Below are 17,775 nucleotides of genomic sequence, written 5' to 3'. Positions count from 1 at the left end.
AAGTTGGATTAGGAATTGAACGGGAACGAGGCGCTGTCAGGAGATTGTACAAGAATAGTTGAGAATGGCTATATTGCTACGACGAAACCGGACAGCGCTATTCAACATTTGAAGAGTGGGCTGACCAGCCAGAAGCGCAACTGACAGATTTGCTGATGCGGTTGCGCGATCGCGGGATTGCTCGTGATGCGCCATAACCTCTGCTCAGCGGTATGTATTTCTAAATGTCATCACGACGATACGCACCTTGATAGATTGGATCAGGAAAATTTGAAACCTTTTGAGTTATTCACAGTCTAAAAAGACATGCTTTTTGCTTAGCTGTAGACGGTTTAACTTTTATCCTGGTTGCTGCACTCATGAATACATTCATCTATCGGGTTTTGACCGCGATCGCCGTGTCTAGTGCGATCAGTAATGCCACTTCTGCTGAAGCCGTATCGCTGGCAATCGGTGGGTTGCGCTTTAGTGAAATTTCAGGCAACTTCAGCATCGTTAATGGCAGAGTTGACTCAGATGGGTTTTATACCATTGAACAGGATGTGTATGGTCCCGATACGACCCTGTACATGAGCATTGACGGTTTTCCAAGGCTGTGCCCAAGGTGTTCTTATGTGGGAATCGGCTTTCAGTCAGTGTTGAGGAATCTGACGGGCACTCCCTGGATTTTCGTAGACCACGAGGTGCAAGAAGTGTATGGTTTTCCCAGCCCAGAGGCCGATGGTTTGTCCTTCGGTCAATTTTTACCCCAGTTTAGACCGTTTACCTCGACCCGTTTTGGCTTAGCAGAAGAAGAGATTGACGTGCGAGATTACGTCAATTTTTCGGGTGGCATTGTAGCTCCGGGTGACACTGCTGTATTCCGCTACATTTTTACAGATACCAGTCCAATAGATCGCTTTTTCTTGTTGCAGCGTCCAAACTTTCAGCCGCGAGTTGGCTTTATTGATCCTACGCCTCGTCCTCCGGTAGAAGTAGTGGTGACAAATCCAACTCCGATTGAACCCACTCCCGTGCAACCCACTCCGATTGAACCAACTCCAATTGAACCCACTCCCGTGCAACCCACTCCGATTGAACCAACTCCGATTGAACCAACTCCCGTGCAATCAGTTCCTGTAATTGAAGTGCCTATGAGTACAGAAGGTGAGGTAGCCCCAGAGGAAAATAGTGCGGCAGCGGTTCCAGAGCCTACCACTGTTTTAGGAGCGCTGATGTTTGGGGCGATCGCGATTCATAAGAGACTTCAGCGGAAAGATTGAGTCAAGCGCAATCAAACGCTAGCATGGAAAAAATTGTTGAACCCCACGCGCCCATGCCTTTGACCATCGGGAATACGCTTCATCATGGGAAATATCTGATTAACCACGTTTTAGGGCAGACTGCAATCGGTATGACCTTTCAAGGCGCGCAGATTCAGCAAAACCGACCCGTCATTCTTAAGGTTCTGCAGCCAAACCCTGATTTAAGCAGCGATCGCGATCAGTTAAAGCAGCGATTTTTTGACCAGGTTCAGCAATTAGCTCAGTGTAAGCATCCTGGATTGGTGCGGTTGATTGACTCTTTTGAGGAAGAGAACGCGCCAATCGCCGTCTTCGACTACACCGCAGGGCAAACTCTACTGGAAGTGGTGCATACCAAAGGCGCATTGGCAGAATCTCAAGCAGTTCAATATATTCAGCAAGTAGGTTCAGCCTTGACGGAACTGCATAACAGAGGTCTGATTCACCGTAGTGTTACACCCAAAAATATAATCCGTCCGATTGGGTCTGATATTGTTGTGCTAGTCAATGTTGGGCTGCTAGATTCAACCGTGTTGGGTGTTGCGACTGATAGTATTCAATTGCCCATGGGAGAGTATGCGGCGATCGAACAGCACCAAACTCAATTGGCTCACACGTCTGCAACAGATATCTATGCCTTAGCAGGCACACTCTATTTTTTGCTGACCGGATATGCTCCTTTAGCAGCGCCTTTGCGCCATCGATCGCCCCTACCATCGCCTCGTCAGCTATGTCCTAATCTCACTGCTACGGTAGAATCTGCTATCTTGCGGGGATTGGAGCTAAATGCAAATTCTCGCCCTCAAACGATCGCGGAGTGGCTGGCATTATTACCTTTATCTATTAATCCTAGCGATGCTCGAAAGTCTAATTCTGTCTTAAACGTTTCAACCGTGCCCCAAGTCGCTACTGCACCTCAAGTTGTCAATGAGATCGCTTCGGAACACTCCCCTCTACTTGCAAAATCTGCTTCCCTGCCAACCCAACGATTTAGTTCTCAACCTAATCAAAGCATGACTCCTTCTTCGCTGACGCTGAAAAGCACATTTCCTAAAACGTTACTGGCAACTGCGGCGATCGCTGCAGCCATTGGCTTAGGAGCTGGATTAATTTTGCGAATTACGGCAACCTCCACAGGGCCAGGCACCTCCATTTTTCACACAGAGCAAGCCTTTCCTCCATTTGAGAATTGGCCTGGTGCTGCCCCCCTCGTGGTTCCTTCTAGTTCCTATTCATCCCCCCCGGTCGAAGCTCCTAATCAACAGGAAGAGACAGATAGCCGCAATCAATCTGAAAGCCCTGTGATTACTCAACCTCCTGTTGAATATGAAGAAAGAACTAAGCCAGCAGTTGAAGAGCCAGCACCCTCAGATTTGAGGCCTCAAGATCCTGTAACGAATCCTACTCCCCCCGAGATCGTGCCTACACCCAGTTCACCTACTGCTTCAGAGTCAGAAGTGCCTCCTGCGGTCATTCCGCCTCCGGCTCCTGTTGAGATGAAACCAGAACCTGAACCACCTGCCCCTCCCTTAACTAGCACACCTAGCTCTGGCGATGTTCAACGGCAATAGATTAACCACGCTATAATTCAGGCGGAGCGTATAGGAATTTTCTGATGAGTAACCCCATTGTTCATGCCTTTTTTGTTGGCAGAGCGTTAGCAGACACCTTGTATGATCACGCAGAGCTTGCGTTTACTGATGCGCTAAGTGAGTTGGGTAAGCTCGATGCAGAACTACGAGAGAACTTACGCACCTTCAGTGATCGCGTAGTGGAACGAGCCGCTCAAGAAGAAGCGGCAGCAACACAGGGAAGGACGAGTCAGTCAACCTCTGCATCACCGTTTCAAACAGATGATTTGCAAACAGTAATCGACGAATTGCGGGCAGAAGTTGCTCGGCTACGCTCCGAACTGAAGCAGTATCGCAGCCGTACTTCATAACCACATTTGCTTATCGTTTGATAGCATCAAAGGTATTAGCCTAGGGATAAAAATCGAGTGTCTGTTTTTCCTCACGACTCCAACCTACCTAAACAGTCAATGGAGTCAGATCCTGAAGTTGATAAGTCTCTTGTTTATTCGGATACTCTATTTACGGCAAATGCTCACAATGGGAAAGAGCCTAACCTGACTTCGGGTTTAGAGGAGGATAGTTCTACGTCCTTAAAAAAGGTTAACTCTCACGAGAGTAATGGTGTTGAAATACCGATTACTGCGTGGGATACGTTTCCCAAAGGGGAACACTTATCTCAGGAAATAGCGACATTCATTGAGCCGCCGCCAAATAAACCTGTGAAAGAAAAACCCTATAGTGCCAAAGCTTATCGCTGGAACCGAACTAATTACTCTCGGCAACGACGCTTTATAGATATTTGGAGTTTTGTCCTGACGCTATTGTATTCTCAATGGCTGTATGGCAAGCCCTGGAGCTATACCGGTGGCATGACGGAGGTCAAGCAAGAGCAGCGCAGGCGATCGCAAGCGATTTGGATGCGAGATACCCTGCTCGATTTAGGGCCTACCTTTATCAAGGTGGGTCAGCTTTTCTCTACCCGCGCCGATTTGTTCCCAACTGAGTATGTTGAAGAGCTGTCTAAACTGCAAGATCGAGTGCCTGCCTTTAGCTTTGAACAGGCAAAAAACCTGATTGAGCAAGATTTGGGTAAATCTCTGCAAGAGCTTTATCTCAGCTTTGATCCAATCCCGCTTGCTGCCGCAAGTTTGGGGCAAGTGCATCGAGCAACTCTGCATTCTGGTGAAGATGTGGTTGTCAAGGTGCAGCGTCCTGGTTTAATCAAGCTGTTTCAAATTGATCTGGCTATTCTTAAAGGCATTGCTCGGTACTTTCAGAGGCACCCAAAATGGGGACCAGGGAGGGACTGGCTCGGCATTTATGATGAATGCTGCAAGATTTTGTATGAAGAAATTGATTACCTGAATGAAGGACGAAATGCCGACACCTTCCGCCGTAATTTTCGTGGCGAAGATTGGGTCATGGTGCCGCGTGTCTATTGGCGATATGCCTCTCCGCGCGTATTAACGCTTGAATATTTGCCGGGTATTAAAATTAGCCATTACGAAGCCCTAGAAGCTGCTGGACTCGATCGCAGTCGGCTAGCTCACCTCGGTGCAAAAGCTTACTTGATTCAGCTTCTGAACGATGGCTTTTTTCATGCTGACCCTCACCCCGGCAACCTTGCAGTTAATCCAAATGGATCGCTGATTTTTTATGACTTTGGCATGATGGGGAAAGTGCAGCTTGTCACCCGCGAAAAGCTGCTAAATACTTTCTTTGGTGTTGCTCAAAAAGATGCTGATCGCGTCGTGGCTTCGCTGGTTGAGCTAGGGGCTTTGACCGCAACGGATGACATGGGTCCCGTGCGCCGCTCGATTCAGTTCATGCTAGATAACTTCATGGATAAGCCTTTTGAAAATCAATCCGTGGGAGCCATCAGTGATGATTTGTATGAAATCGCCTACGGTCAGCCGTTTCGCTTTCCAGCGACGTTCACCTTTGTTATGCGTGCCTTTTCTACCTTAGAAGGGGTTGGCAAGGGATTAGACCCTCAATTTAACTTTATGGAGGTTGCAAAGCCTTTTGCATTAAAGATTATGGCAGATGGAAATCCTACAACTGATGCGAGCAATATTTTAGGTGAATTGAGCCGTCAGGCTTCCCAAATAAGTAATACTGCTTTGGGATTGCCCCGGCGAATTGAAGAGACGCTAGAGAAATTAGAGCGTGGCGATATTCGAGTTCGGACTCGATCGCTTGAGACAGAGCGCATTTTACGCCGATTGAGTGGTGTAAATATGGGCACAAATTACACGCTATTGGTTTGTACGTTTACATTGTCGGCTACGATTCTATTGGTAAGTGGTCAGGGCTGGCTGGCACTTGCGGCAGCTGGAGCTGCTTCCTTTGCAGGGTTTACTCTTATCCGCTTGATGATTCGTCTTGATCGCAGCGATCGTATGCCATGATCCATTTAATGTTTGTTGACAATCTAACAATCTATTTATGAAGCGTCTGTCTACAGGCTTAACAGATGTCGGCGTTGTCCGCAAAGTCAATCAGGATAATTATTACATCGATCCTGAGGGACGCTTTTTTATTGTGGCGGATGGCATGGGAGGACATGCAGGCGGTGAAGAAGCGAGCCATCTTGCCACTCAAACTATTCAGGCGTATTTAGAAAAATCCTGGCATACGGCCGAATCGTCTAAGATTATTCTGGAACAAGCGCTATTGGAGGCAAACCAGGCAATCATCAACGATCAACGACAGCATCCAGCGCGGAGTGATATGGGCACTACCGTTGTCGTGTTGCTCTTTCGAGATGAACAGCCTTTATGCGCCCACATCGGTGATTCGCGGCTATATCGTTTACGCGGTGCTAAGCTCGATCAAATTACTGAAGACCATACCTGGGTTGCCCTCGCCATACGAATGGGTGAAATTTCACCCGATCAAGCAAGAGTTCATCCGTGGCGGCATGTGTTAGCCCAGTGCCTAGGGCGGGAAGATTTGCGCCAAATTGATGTTCAGCCTGTGCAGATACAGCCCAGCGATCGCCTGTTGCTGTGCAGTGATGGACTCACGGAAGAGCTATCTGATCAAGTGATTGCATCGCAGCTAAAATCCATTCGGGTCTGTGAGAAAGCTGCCGCTGCCCTGATTAATGCAGCAAAAGAGCATGGTGGACGCGATAATATCACGGTCATCGTGTTGTCCATTGACGGGTCAGGATAAACTGGTGCCTTTAAAGGCAATCAAAATAATCAAAGCTACCCAAGCATTTTTATGCTACTGCTATGATTAAATCAAATTCAGTTGGGGTTGTAGCTCAGCAGGATAGAGCGGTCGCCTCCTAAGCGACAGGTCGCGCGTTCGAATCGCGCCAGTCCCGTTAAACTTAAAGTCCTTGCAAGTTTGACCCGAACTTCAAAGGCATTGATTGATGTCGCCCTGATTCGGATTATGCTTAAGCGTTTAGCGTAGTCCGGGTATTAGGCAAGCACATCCTACAGACCATTACCCTAATCCCTTAAGACTCCACCTTTTGCTCGACCCCAAATCCAACTAGCACAACTTCTTGTAGAGGATCATTGGCATCGGGGCGACGGTAGCTAAGAATTTTGCGAATCCGCAGTTTGGGGTTAATCAAGGTAATCGAATCCACAGATACGACTCGTGTGTAAGTGGTCGTCATCAACAGCTCTCGATTGGCGAGGTTGAACTGGAAGTGAGAGACGATCGGGCGAGATTCTTCATAGGCGCGATCGCGCAAATAATCTCCTATCACCAGCGCCCCATCTTGCTGCTGTGGCACAAACAGCATGTTCAGGGATTGATTGACCCGATCGCCTTTATCTGAAACAGTGGCAAACTCCAGATGGTATCCCGGCAAACTATCTAAATCTGGCTGGTCGGAATATTGATTATCGGCAAGGACTTGAGCCTTGCGATCGCGGTTCACAGGCTGAATAACAAATTCAGTATGCGATCGCTCTACTTCCTGCTGAGTCAGGTAATGGTAGGTGCGTTCAGTCACCCAATTGCCAACACAATCGTCAAAAAACTGTTGAAAAGGGGAAGGGGAAGTCATGAGAGTAGAGGGTGAAAGGGAAAGAGGGAGTTAGGGTAATTGGTAGTAGTGTGATTCCATTGTCTCTGGCTCAGTCTATTCCTACTCTAATTTATAGTTGCTGTAAATCGCTTTAGAGTAAGCGTGTCGCAGCAACTGTGATAGGGCTTCTACCTGCAATAATTTGGTCGGTGTGGTACTTAATCTTGTCGCTCATATATGCGCTTTTTATCTTGCGTGACTTAGTTTTAGGCAACCTCGAAAAAGAGGAAATTGCTGAGGGATGGGCTTTTTTTCCTCTGGCTACGTTTGGCTGATCGAATTCTCCATTGACAGCGATATTGATGAAAATTTTGCTGGTAGAAGATGACGAGATATTAACCAAAGCTCTGACCAAAACTCTGACAACGCATCACCATATTGTTGATGTTGTCAAAGATGGGGAGATGGGTTGGACCTATGGTTCTACGTTTGAATATGACCTGATGGTGTTGGATATTGTGCTGCCTAAATTGGATGGCATCAGTTTGTGTCAGCGCTTTCGGGCAAATGGCTATGCCACACCAATTATGCTGCTCACGGCTCAGGATTCCAAAACGGTGAACGTGCAGGGGTTGGATGCTGGAGCCGATGATTATGTCGTAAAACCGTTCGATCCCGTAGAACTGATGGCTCGGATTCGGGCGTTGCAGAGACGGAGTGGTAGCAATCCTTTTCCTTTGTTAGCCTGGGGAGCTTTGTTTTTAGACCCACGCACCTGTGAGGTGACCTATAACAGTCAACCCCTTTCTCTAACAACCAAGGAGTATGAGTTTCTAGAACTCCTGTTGCGCGATAGCCAATATGTTTTTAGTAGCGAAGAGCTAATCGATCGCCTTTGGTCTTCAGAAGATTTTCCATCCGAGGCGACGGTGCGATCGCACCTGCGGCGAATACGGCAAAAACTTACGGCTGCGGGTGCGCCACCCGATTTCATTGCCACTCTGCACGGTCGCGGCTACTACTTGAAAGCGATCGCAGCGGAGGTCACTACACAAGACTCTTTCCCCTATCCCAAAACTGATTCTGTCGATTTGGATCAAACACCCAGTGAAACTGGCTTAGCCAATCGCCTTGAACCTGTTTCTGGAGAAGATGGCTCACTGGACTCACAGCAACAATACCTAGATTTTCTCAACGAAACTTGGGTGACCACCCAACCCAAAAGCCTAGATCAACTCGCAGTTGTGTTTCAAACGGTCACCGACTTGCAGCGCGATCGCCTCACCTCCCAGCAGCAAGCCGCGGCCCAACAGGCGACACGCACCCTCGTAGGAACGCTAGGCATTTTTGGCTTAAGCAAAATTACTCACTTAGTACGGCAACTGGATTATTGGATTGGAGGGCGTGAGCCGTTGCAGCCTAAACAGGCACCGCTGATGCAAGCTCTGGTGACAGCCCTTCAGCAGGAAGTTCAGAACACGACGCAGATTCAGCGCTACCAAATTCCAGATCAGCAACGACCCCAGTTACTGTTGGTCAGTTCAAACGTAACTTTTAACCAGTCACTTCAGATGGCAGCAACTCGCTGTGGAATTCAGCTTGAAGTTGTGCAGACGCTGGAACTAGCTGAGTGGGAAGAATTACAGACAAACATAGTCTTATTGAAGTTGCCCGCTGAGTCAGACCAAGCAAATTCTCAGCAACCGACTGCTAACTCGCTGCTAGAAACTTTACAAACAGTCACTCAGCGATATCCGGCGTTGCCCGTATTAGTCATGAGCGATCGCGGCGACTTAAGCGATCGACTCGAAGTGCTACGCTGCGGCGGCAGACTATTTCTAACCGCCCAAACACCCATTGAGCAGGTAATTGCTGAGATTGTGCAGTTGTTAGAAAAACCGAATTTGCCGACTAGAGTAATGATTGTGGATGGCGATCGCACCTGGCTCAGCACCCTGCCAACGTTGCTCAAACCTTGGGGATTCAAAGTCACGACCCTGGCTGATCCACAGCAGTTTTGGACTGTTTTACAGGCTGTGGTTCCGGATGTGTTGATTTTAGATGTGAACCTACCTGAAATTAATGGCTTTGAACTGTGCCAGATGCTCCGCAGCGACCCCCACTGGCAGCGGTTACCAGTGTTATTCCTGAGTGAGTTGAGCGATTCTGCCAGTCAACAGCAAGCCTTCATCATTGGGGCAGACGATTATTTGTGTAAGCCAGTAATGGGAGTTGTGCTTGCCAATCGAATTCTGAGCCGATTACACCGAATGCGTGACTGCGCTAAATAAAACGTGCTGGATAATGGCACAGATTTCGCATCATCATTTGACTTGCAATTGTAACGATAAATGAAGTATCAAAAACCACAAAAAAGTTGCTAGGACTCTTTCAGCCCAATCATTTGAGCGTTTTCTTAACGTTTTTTAATAGCCTCTTTGCTAACGCCTGCTAAATTTGCACAAAATTTGCACAAGCAGGTTGCTTTAATCAAGGACAGGTTCAAAAACTAATAAACGCCTAGATTTTTAAGTCGAGGGTTTAATTTTTTAGCTTGACTGTAGTTCAGTTAATGCCCTGAGCTTGTGAAGCTACAGGTAATGGATTTCAAGATATTCGCTCGGTGAATGGATGCTCCTGCTGGTTCACCTAAACGGCAAACAGTGTTCGGGCAAGACTCTCTTTAATGTCTTACTCGGCAAGCGAATGCTTTCGCTAACGACTGTTTTTTGTTTAATTAATCAGATGGTTATTCAATCCATCAAGCACTGCATTTATCTCAATCCAGAAACCAAATAAAAAACCAAGTTTTGAATCGTATTTTATTCACATCAAAATCCCTAGGAGATACTAGAATGCTTGATGCTTTTACTAAAGTTGTTTCCCAAGCCGATACTCGTGGCGAGTACATTAGCAATGATCAAATCGATGCCCTAAAAAAGCTGGTGACAGATGGAACGAAGCGGATGGATGTGGTCAATCGCATTACCTCGAACGCTTCTACGATTGTTGCTGATGCAGCCCGCTCGTTGTTTGCAGAACAACCTCAGTTGATTGCACCAGGGGGCAATGCCTATACGAATCGTCGGATGGCTGCTTGCTTGCGCGATATGGAAATTATTCTCCGCTACGTGACTTATGCGGTGTTTGCAGGCGACGGCAGTGTTCTAGACGATCGCTGCTTGAATGGCTTGCGCGAAACCTATTTGGCGTTGGGCGTACCCGGTGCTTCTGTTGCAGCAGGTGTCAACAAGATGAAAGAGTCGGCGATCGCGCTTGCTAACAACCCTGATGGTGTAACTCGTGGAGATTGCAGCAACCTCATGTCTGAAGTGAGCAGCTACTTCGATCGCGCTGCCGCCGCTGTAGGCTAAAGCCAACCCGTTTATTGGCTTAAACTTCATGTCATTTCTGAAATTATTTTGCACATTTGTTGAAAGGAATTATTTTCGATGAAAACACCATTAACAGAAGCAGTTGCAACAGCAGATTCCCAAGGACGTTTTCTAAGTTCGACTGAGATTCAGGTTGCCTTTGGTCGGATGCGTCAAGCCGCCGCTAGCTTAGATGCTGCTAAAGCATTAAGCAGCCAAGCTCAGAGCCTGGCTGATGGAGCCGCGAATGCTGTATACAAGAAGTTTCCTTACACCACTCAAATGGAAGGCAATAACTTTGCCTCCACTCCAGTAGGGAAAGCCAAGTGTGCGCGTGACATCGGATACTACATCCGCATCGTCACCTACTGTTTAGTGGCAGGCAGCACCGGTCCTTTGGATGACTATTTGATCAGCGGTTTGGCTGAAATCAACCGTACCTTTGATTTGTCTCCTAGCTGGTATGTGGAAGCGCTGAAGCATATCAAAGCAAACCACGGTCTGAGTGGAGATCCAGCGGTGGAAGCGAATTCCTACCTTGACTATGCCATCAACTCTCTGAGCTAAGGTTGACCTTTGCCCAGACCCATAAAAGACTGCGAAGCGATCGCAAAGCGGTTTTTTGAGGGTCTGGGCATGATTTTTAATTAATAAAGGAGACCCATCATGACGAGTTCTTTGGCTGCAAGACAGCTAGGGTTTGAGCCGTTCGTAGAAAGTTCTCCCACCGAACTGAGAGCGAATGGAACGGAAGGTGACGTGCAGGCTGTGATTCGGGCTGCCTATCGCCAGGTTTTTGGCAACGACTATTTGATGAAGAGTGAGCGGTTGATCAGTGCCGAATCTCTCTTGCATCAGGGAGATATTACGGTACGGGATTTTGTGCGAATGCTGGCACAGTCTGAGCTGTATCGCACGAAATTCTTTTACTCAACTCCACAAGTTCGCTTTATTGAGTTGACCTACAAACATTTGCTGGGTCGGGCACCTTACGATGAATCAGAAATTACCTTCCACGTTGATTTATACACGCAGGAAGGGTATGAAGCTGAGATCAATTCCTATATAGATTCCCTAGAATATCAAGAAAATTTTGGCGAAGCGATCGTGCCCTACTACCGAGGGTTTGCAACGCAACGCGGACAAAAAACGGCTGGCTTTAGTCGGATGTTCCAACTGTATCGAGGCTATGCCAATAGCGATCGCGCTCAGGGTAAGAATAAATCTGCCTGGTTAACCAATGAGCTAGGGCGGAATCTAGTTACCCCAGTTCAAACTGCTAACTTTGGGCGATCGCTGTCCGGAGTAGTGGGTGGCGATCGCGGTCAGGTGTACCGGGTTCGTGTGATGCAACCCAACCGAGGAAGAACTCCCCAGGTTCGGCAAGCCGTCCGCGATTACCTCGTTACCTACGACCAACTTTCACCGACTCTACAACGGCTCAATCAGCGTGGTAGTAAGGTGACAAGCATTACTACTGCATAAGCACTTTTAGCTGTGCGTTTTTAGTGTTTGGGGTTAGTCTGCGGTAAAGTATCACTTTAATAATCTCTTTGGGGTGCCTATTTCTGGCATCCCAAAGGGCTTTAGGGCTAACAGCTCATCCCTTTCCAAGCACCATTTACTCAATTTTAAGGAGAGTCATTCGTGGCAATTACAACTGCAGCTTCCCGTTTGGGAACCACTGCTCTGGGTGATTCTAACCCAATCGAACTCCGCCAAAACTGGACATCTGAAGATGCCCAAGGTGTGATTCAAGCGGTTTACCGTCAAGTGTTGGGCAATGACTACATCATGCAGTCAGAGCGCCTGACCAGCCTGGAGTCGCTTTTGGCTAATGGTCAATTGACGGTGAGAGATTTCGTCCGGGCGGTCGCCAAATCAGAATTGTACAAAACTAAGTTCCTTTATCCTCATTTTCAAACCCGCGTCATTGAGTTGAACTTCAAACATCTGCTGGGTCGCGCACCTTATGCAGAATCCGAAGTGGTTGAACATCTTGATCGCTACCAGAATGAAGGGTTTGAGGCAGATATTGATTCATACATCGATTCCGATGAATATGATGCCAAATTTGGCGATGCGATCGTGCCCTCCTATCAAGACTTTGTGACCACAGGGGTCGGTCAACGCACGGTTGGTTTCACGCGCATGTTCCGCCTCTATCGCGGCTATGCTAACAGCGATAGCGCTCAACTCGCTGGGGCAAGCTCTCGGTTAGCTGCTGATCTAGCTAAAAACAGCGCCTCTGCGATCGTCGCTCCTTCAGGTGGCTCTGACGGATGGGCATATCAGCCATCGAAACAAGGAGTTACTCCCAATCGCGCCTTTGGACGCTCGTCGATCAATTCGTCTGATCGCCTCTATCGGATTGAAGTTGCAGGCATCAGCCTACCGCGCTATCCTAAGGTTCGCCGCAGCAACAAAGAGTTCATTGTTCCTTACGAACAACTATCCAATACTCTCCAACAAATCAACAAGTTGGGTGGCAAAGTAGCCAGCATTACCCTCGCACAATAGGACACATATCATGTTGGGACAACTCGCTCTCACCGGAGCCGCTAGCTCATCCGCCAGTAATCGAATCTTTGTCTATGAAGTAGAAGGATTACAGCAAAATGAGCAAACAGACAACAATCGTTATCCTGTACGGAACAGCAGCACAATTTTGATGCAAGTTCCATACAGCCGGATGAACAAAGAAATGCAACGCATTAACCGCTTAGGCGGCAGAATTGTGAACATTCGTCCATTGACTGAACCCACATCAGGGTCTTAAGGTTAAGCGCCCTATCTTGCCAAATTGTGGCAGGTGTGAAATCGGGGCAACGATAAGAAAGGGCGATCGCAAAGCATTTGTGCTTCCGCGATCGCCCTTTCTTATTGCATCCTATTGCTGCTCAATCCGAATCATTTTTAAGAACATTGCAACAGAAATAACGTGCAGGATTAAAGCAGGCACAAGCATTGAATCGACTATCCACCACGCTGGAGGAGTATTCTGAAGAGTAGCCAATTTAGTTGTGGTTAGGTGAGTTTGGATGAAGGAATAACAGGCTTTACCTTGACTCCATCCATAACAACTTGTAGGACTTGTGAGAATAATTAGGAGTTGAAAAATAACGCTTAGAAATAACGGCAAGCGTTTATATCTAAGTGACTTTTGATAATGTCTCAAATTTAAATCCATCAAATAAACAATACAAATTAAATAAAACGGCAAAAGAAAGAAGAAATAAATTAGCCAAGCCGGAATTGTGAAAGAAGCTGTGAAGTAAACCGCCAAACTGACAAATGCATACAAAACAAAAAATGTAGTGAAATTCCCAACAGAAATTGCTTGTGACATTGCTGTAATTAGTATTTCTTAAGGACTACGATACTCACATTTAACGCCGACCGTTCCGCCCAAACACAAAATACGATCTGCGGCTCCCATACAAAAAATTAACAGTAACATCACTCATTCTGATGAAGAGCATTTCTGATATTGCCGAGTTGATTAAGTTTCAATTCTTGTCAGAAGCTCTACCTATAGTAGGTAACAACTCTATACTCAGATATTCAGACAAAAGTATTCATTGAAGTTTATGCAAGCAATGTTGAGAAGTCGCCAGCACCCGTTGATCCATCGGCTAGCCGATACGATTGAAACCACTTGGAAGACTTATCTAGAGCTATCTCCATTCACTATTCCAGAAGGTCTAGGGTATGTTGAGGGGGCTTTGGAAGGCGAAAAGCTGGTGATTGAAAATCATTGCTATCAAGCTCCTCAATTTCGCAAACTGCATCTTGAACTGGCGCAGGTCGGCACCGGGCTAGATATTCTGCACTGTGTCATGTTCCCAAATCCCGAATATGCCCTACCTATCTTTGGCGCAGATTTGGTGGGTGGACGGGGCGCAATTAGTGCCGCGATCGCCGATTTATCGCCTGTGAACCCTGAGCGATCGCTGCCAGAGCGCTATCAGCAAGCACTAGCAGAATTGCCTAATTTAACCTTTTCGCAGCCTCGCGCCTTACCTGACTGGGGCGATATTTTTTCTGAATTTTGCCTGTTTGTGCGTCCGATGGGAGAGCCAGAAGAAGAAGTCTTTTTGCAGCGTGTTCAGGATTTTTTGACGGTTCATTGCCAACTTGCCAGCGCTGAATCCCCGATTACTTCAGAGCTTGCGATCGCCCAAATCATTGCAGGGCAACGATATTACTGCACAAAGCAACAGCAGAATGATAAAACCCGTCGCGTCCTAGAGAAATCCTTTGGCGCTGCGTGGGCTGAACGGTATATGACCACTATGCTGTTTGATTACGCAACCTGATCCAAATTTCGATTGGAGGAAAAGGATTGATAGAGCAATACCTCCATCGTTTGATGGAGACAAGAGTACTCCTGTGGGGGACAACTTCCTATACGTAAAATCTTATACTGTGTTTACAAACGCACGACTTGGCATAAATGTCTACAGAAAAGTAGCAGTATTTACAGAAGTTAACGTTTAAGCTGGCAAAATTGAGAACAGTTAATTGCGGTTCAGGATTTTTTCAAACACGAGGAGGAAGCCATGGCTGAAACATTTAAGAACGGTCAAATGCTTTGGAAACTGGAAGGCAGCGATCGTGCCTTGCATTTGCGGCACCATGATTCAGAACCATGGAAGCCATATGAAGAGTTTCCACAGTATGCTTTGCCTGATCCTGACGGCTTTTCTAAAGGAATTACTACCTTTCTAGCGCTGCTGAAAAACGATTGGACGGCGACTAAATCTTAAAGAAGCTTCAAATTCTTTTCTTTACTAGCGAATCACCCCACCCTAAAGCCCTTTCTCGCCTTTGAGAGAGGGCTTTAAAGTATTACTAAATCAGAAAGTTGAATTCAGATTGGGCTGGCATATTAGTGAGCATGTCAATTGCACTCATGACGTCTTATTTAATTTGTAACGAAAATCGGTGGTGATTTCCTTTAATGACGCTTCCCTACAGTGAAAAGCAAGTTATAAAAAATCAGATTCGCAACATTTGTTCATACTCAAAGCTCGATTTCTCATTTATCGACTAAGGTTGTCCTATTTGTGGCTTTAAGTCTCTATGATAAATGGGTGGGTTTATGGTCTTTCATCAAAATCAATCTCTTACCAGCGAACTAACCTGCTGGCAATAGCTTAGGACTTGATTTAGACCATTTATAATTCGTAATAAACAACGATCCAACGACATAGTATAAACAAAGAAGATGGAAAACTGGCAAAGCAGATACAGATTATTTAGCTGTCTGGTGCGTTAAGACTCCACAATATTTAAGAAATGTAAAACCCTCTAAGTTTCTTCATTAGAAGAGCAAGAGGCATTTCGAGGTTCTCCATGGACGGGTTTTGTCTCTCTCAAACTGTTTAGGCAGGTTGATTCTGAGATTAACCAAGAGTCAGTTGTGACCGAATCCCTACTTTACTTCAACACATTAGGAGATTGAGTTTATGTTGGACGCATTTGCAAAGGTGGTCTCTCAGGCTGACGCGCGGGGTGAATACCTCAGCTCTTCCCAACTGGATGCCTTGAGCGCTATGGTCGCCGATGGCAACAAGCGTATGGATACTGTGAACCGCATCACCGGTAATTCGTCTGCGATCGTAGCGAATGCGGCTCGTTCGTTGTTTGCAGAGCAACCTGGGCTGATTGCACCCGGTGGAAATGCTTACACCAACCGTCGTATGGCTGCTTGTTTGCGTGACATGGAAATCATCTTGCGCTATATCACCTACGCTATTTTTGCTGGAGATTCGAGCATTTTAGATGATCGCTGTCTCAATGGTCTGCGTGAAACCTATTTGGCTCTAGGTACTCCTGGCGCTTCTGTTGCAGTGGGTGTTCAGAAGATGAAAGAAGCTGCACTTGCGCTCGCCAATGATACCAACGGAGTCACCAGAGGTGATTGCTCCAGCTTGATGTCTGAAGTGAGCAGCTATTTTGACAAGGCTGCTGCTGCTGTTGGCTAAAGTTATCTAATAACTAGAAACCGCTTAAGTTGTTTTTCCTTACCTTTTAGGTAGCTAAAGCAACTGCAACACTTATTTCGCAAAGCAAAATTACTGGAGCAAGTTTAATCATGAAAACCCCTTTAACCGAAGCCGTTTCGGCTGCTGATTCTCAAGGACGCTTCCTTAGCTCCACTGAACTTCAAACCGCTTTTGGTCGCTTCCGTCAAGCGTCTGCTAGCTTGGAAGCTGCTAAGGCATTGTCCTCCAAAGCTGACAGCTTGGCTTCTGGTGCTGCTAACGCAGTTTACCAAAAGTTCCCATACACCACCACAATGCAAGGTCCTAACTACGCATCGACTCAAGTGGGCAAAGACAAGTGCGTCCGTGACATTGGTTACTATCTACGCATGGTCACCTACTGCCTCGTTGTGGGTGGAACAGGTCCTATCGATGATTACCTAATCAGCGGTCTAGCTGAAATCAACAGCACCTTTGAGTTATCTCCTAGCTGGTATGTTGAAGCTTTGAAAAATATCAAAGCAAGCCATGGTTTGAGTGGAGATCCTGCTGTTGAAGCGAACTCCTACATTGACTATGCAATCAACGCATTGAGCTAATCGTGCTTGTGCCCGGAGGGTTAGGCAACTACCGACAGATGTTGGTTGCAGCATAATTCTCCGGGCATTGTTTTTTAAAGTAAATCTCTAAAAGTGATTTTTTGCTGTTGCCATGAGTCACGAACCAGATACTCAGAGCGACCACTCCCTCACCGTGGAACAGGCGATCGCCAATCTTCAGGGAGAAGATTTGGGTTTACGGGTCTATGCTGCATGGTGGTTGGGGCGGTTTCGGGTTGATGCCCCTGAAGCAATCGATGTTTTGATGGCAGCATTAACAGATGAGGATGATCGCACTGATGCAGGTGGCTATCCTCTGCGACGCAATGCAGCGCGGGCATTGGGTAAACTGGGCGATCATCGAGTCGTGCCAGCCCTAATTCAGTCCTTGGAATGTACTGATTTTTATGTGAGAGAGGCTGCGGCGCAATCGCTGGAGAAGCTAGGAGAGCCTAACTGTATTCCTAGGCTGGTTGAGTTACTCAATAATCAAGTGGCTGGAACTCTACCTGCATTGGAGCCGCCGCATTTGACTCAGCCGTTTGATGCGATTTTGGAAGCTTTAGGAACATTGGGCGCGATGGATGCTGTTCCAAACATTTTGCCGTTTTTAGATCATCCTGTTCCTCGGATTTGCTATGCTGCCAATCGAGCGATGTATCAGCTTACCCCAAATCCTGAAATCGCTAGTCAGTATGGCGATCACTTGATGCAAGCACTCTCAAACACTGATTTGCAATTGCGGCGAACAGTCTTAGCCGACGTAGGCGCGATTGGATATCTTCCGGCTGCCGATGCGATCGCCCAAACCCTGGCAGAAAATAGCCTCAAGCTGATTGCTCTCAAAGGGCTACTGGAAAAGCAACTACAGCACACCACACCGCCAAATCTCTCTCAAGGGGCGATTAAGGTGATGACTTTGATGGATGAGTTGTTGTAGCACAAGTCACAATAGAGA

Annotated in this window: 19 protein-coding genes and 1 tRNA gene; 17 read left to right on the top strand and 3 right to left on the bottom strand. The window is 46.9% G+C overall.

Annotated elements, in window-relative coordinates:
• Positions 1-36: 36 nt before the first annotated feature.
• On the bottom strand, positions 37-195 hold the full coding sequence (locus JOY44_RS03570) for a hypothetical protein (protein ID WP_171572352.1): 159 nt from the start codon (positions 193-195) through the stop codon (positions 37-39).
• 164 nt (positions 196-359) lie between these two features.
• Between JOY44_RS03570 and JOY44_RS31250 the strand changes: the two genes are divergently transcribed.
• The 6 genes from JOY44_RS31250 to JOY44_RS03540 all read left to right on the top strand — a co-directional run bounded on the left by JOY44_RS31250 (position 360) and on the right by JOY44_RS03540 (position 6,194).
• Entirely contained in the window at positions 360-1,262 is a 903-nt protein-coding gene (locus JOY44_RS31250; protein WP_197984928.1) for a hypothetical protein, read from the top strand.
• 23 nt (positions 1,263-1,285) lie between these two features.
• Complete coding sequence (locus tag JOY44_RS03560; RefSeq protein WP_171572351.1) at positions 1,286-2,854, top strand: serine/threonine protein kinase; 1,569 nt, start codon at positions 1,286-1,288, stop codon at positions 2,852-2,854.
• A gap of 44 nt (positions 2,855-2,898) precedes the next feature.
• Positions 2,899-3,225: a DUF6825 family protein gene (locus JOY44_RS03555; protein WP_171572350.1), complete on the top strand. Its 327-nt coding sequence runs from the start codon at positions 2,899-2,901 to the stop codon at positions 3,223-3,225.
• 57 nt (positions 3,226-3,282) lie between these two features.
• The gene (locus JOY44_RS03550; RefSeq protein ID WP_242541707.1) at positions 3,283-5,268 is read left to right on the top strand and encodes an ABC1 kinase family protein; all 1,986 of its coding nucleotides are present in this window, start codon (positions 3,283-3,285) and stop codon (positions 5,266-5,268) included.
• A 37-nt stretch (positions 5,269-5,305) separates the two neighbouring features.
• On the top strand, positions 5,306-6,037 hold the full coding sequence (locus JOY44_RS03545; RefSeq protein WP_171572349.1) for a Stp1/IreP family PP2C-type Ser/Thr phosphatase: 732 nt from the start codon (positions 5,306-5,308) through the stop codon (positions 6,035-6,037).
• An 83-nt stretch (positions 6,038-6,120) separates the two neighbouring features.
• Positions 6,121-6,194, top strand: a tRNA-Arg gene (locus tag JOY44_RS03540).
• A 138-nt stretch (positions 6,195-6,332) separates the two neighbouring features.
• Here the strand turns inward: JOY44_RS03540 and JOY44_RS03535 are convergent.
• Positions 6,333-6,893, bottom strand: coding sequence for a phycobiliprotein lyase (locus tag JOY44_RS03535; protein WP_171572348.1), 561 nt, complete (start codon positions 6,891-6,893; stop codon positions 6,333-6,335).
• Between the two features lie 323 nt (positions 6,894-7,216).
• On the opposite strand from JOY44_RS03535, the gene JOY44_RS03530 reads away from it, so the two are divergent.
• The 6 genes from JOY44_RS03530 (at position 7,217) to JOY44_RS03505 (ending at position 13,007) form a co-directional block, all read left to right on the top strand.
• On the top strand, positions 7,217-9,145 hold the full coding sequence (locus tag JOY44_RS03530; RefSeq protein ID WP_171572347.1) for a response regulator: 1,929 nt from the start codon (positions 7,217-7,219) through the stop codon (positions 9,143-9,145).
• Positions 9,146-9,709: 564 nt separating this feature from the next.
• On the top strand, positions 9,710-10,228 hold the full coding sequence (locus JOY44_RS03525; protein WP_171572346.1) for a phycocyanin subunit beta: 519 nt from the start codon (positions 9,710-9,712) through the stop codon (positions 10,226-10,228).
• Between the two features lie 78 nt (positions 10,229-10,306).
• Positions 10,307-10,795, top strand: coding sequence for a phycocyanin subunit alpha (cpcA, locus tag JOY44_RS03520; RefSeq protein WP_171572345.1), 489 nt, complete (start codon positions 10,307-10,309; stop codon positions 10,793-10,795).
• Between the two features lie 99 nt (positions 10,796-10,894).
• Positions 10,895-11,713, top strand: coding sequence for a phycobilisome linker polypeptide (locus JOY44_RS03515; protein ID WP_171572344.1), 819 nt, complete (start codon positions 10,895-10,897; stop codon positions 11,711-11,713).
• A 162-nt stretch (positions 11,714-11,875) separates the two neighbouring features.
• The gene (locus JOY44_RS03510) at positions 11,876-12,748 is read left to right on the top strand and encodes a phycobilisome linker polypeptide (RefSeq protein ID WP_171572343.1); all 873 of its coding nucleotides are present in this window, start codon (positions 11,876-11,878) and stop codon (positions 12,746-12,748) included.
• Between the two features lie 10 nt (positions 12,749-12,758).
• Positions 12,759-13,007: a phycobilisome linker polypeptide gene (locus tag JOY44_RS03505; RefSeq protein WP_171572342.1), complete on the top strand. Its 249-nt coding sequence runs from the start codon at positions 12,759-12,761 to the stop codon at positions 13,005-13,007.
• Positions 13,008-13,118: 111 nt separating this feature from the next.
• Here the strand turns inward: JOY44_RS03505 and JOY44_RS03500 are convergent, their stop codons facing one another.
• Entirely contained in the window at positions 13,119-13,577 is a 459-nt protein-coding gene (locus JOY44_RS03500; RefSeq protein ID WP_171572341.1) for a hypothetical protein, read from the bottom strand.
• A gap of 250 nt (positions 13,578-13,827) precedes the next feature.
• Here JOY44_RS03500 and JOY44_RS03495 point away from each other — a divergent pair, with 250 nt between their 5' ends.
• The 5 genes from JOY44_RS03495 (at position 13,828) to JOY44_RS03475 (ending at position 17,757) form a co-directional block, all read left to right on the top strand.
• Entirely contained in the window at positions 13,828-14,547 is a 720-nt protein-coding gene (locus JOY44_RS03495) for a phycocyanobilin:ferredoxin oxidoreductase (protein ID WP_197984926.1), read from the top strand.
• A gap of 243 nt (positions 14,548-14,790) precedes the next feature.
• On the top strand, positions 14,791-14,997 hold the full coding sequence (locus JOY44_RS03490) for a hypothetical protein (RefSeq protein ID WP_171572339.1): 207 nt from the start codon (positions 14,791-14,793) through the stop codon (positions 14,995-14,997).
• Positions 14,998-15,699: 702 nt separating this feature from the next.
• A complete protein-coding gene (locus JOY44_RS03485) occupies positions 15,700-16,218 on the top strand; it encodes a phycocyanin subunit beta (protein ID WP_171572338.1) in 519 nt (172 codons plus the stop codon).
• 110 nt (positions 16,219-16,328) lie between these two features.
• A complete protein-coding gene (cpcA, locus tag JOY44_RS03480; RefSeq protein ID WP_171572337.1) occupies positions 16,329-16,817 on the top strand; it encodes a phycocyanin subunit alpha in 489 nt (162 codons plus the stop codon).
• A gap of 112 nt (positions 16,818-16,929) precedes the next feature.
• The gene (locus JOY44_RS03475; protein WP_171572336.1) at positions 16,930-17,757 is read left to right on the top strand and encodes a HEAT repeat domain-containing protein; all 828 of its coding nucleotides are present in this window, start codon (positions 16,930-16,932) and stop codon (positions 17,755-17,757) included.
• Positions 17,758-17,775: the final 18 nt, after the last annotated feature.

It is taken from the genome of Leptolyngbya sp. Cla-17, from assembly GCF_016807185.1.
GTDB lineage: Bacteria > Cyanobacteriota > Cyanobacteriia > Leptolyngbyales > Leptolyngbyaceae > ULC077BIN1.
The sequence above is the reverse complement of the archived record's forward strand: the minus strand, read 5'-3'. Positions and strand labels throughout refer to the sequence as shown.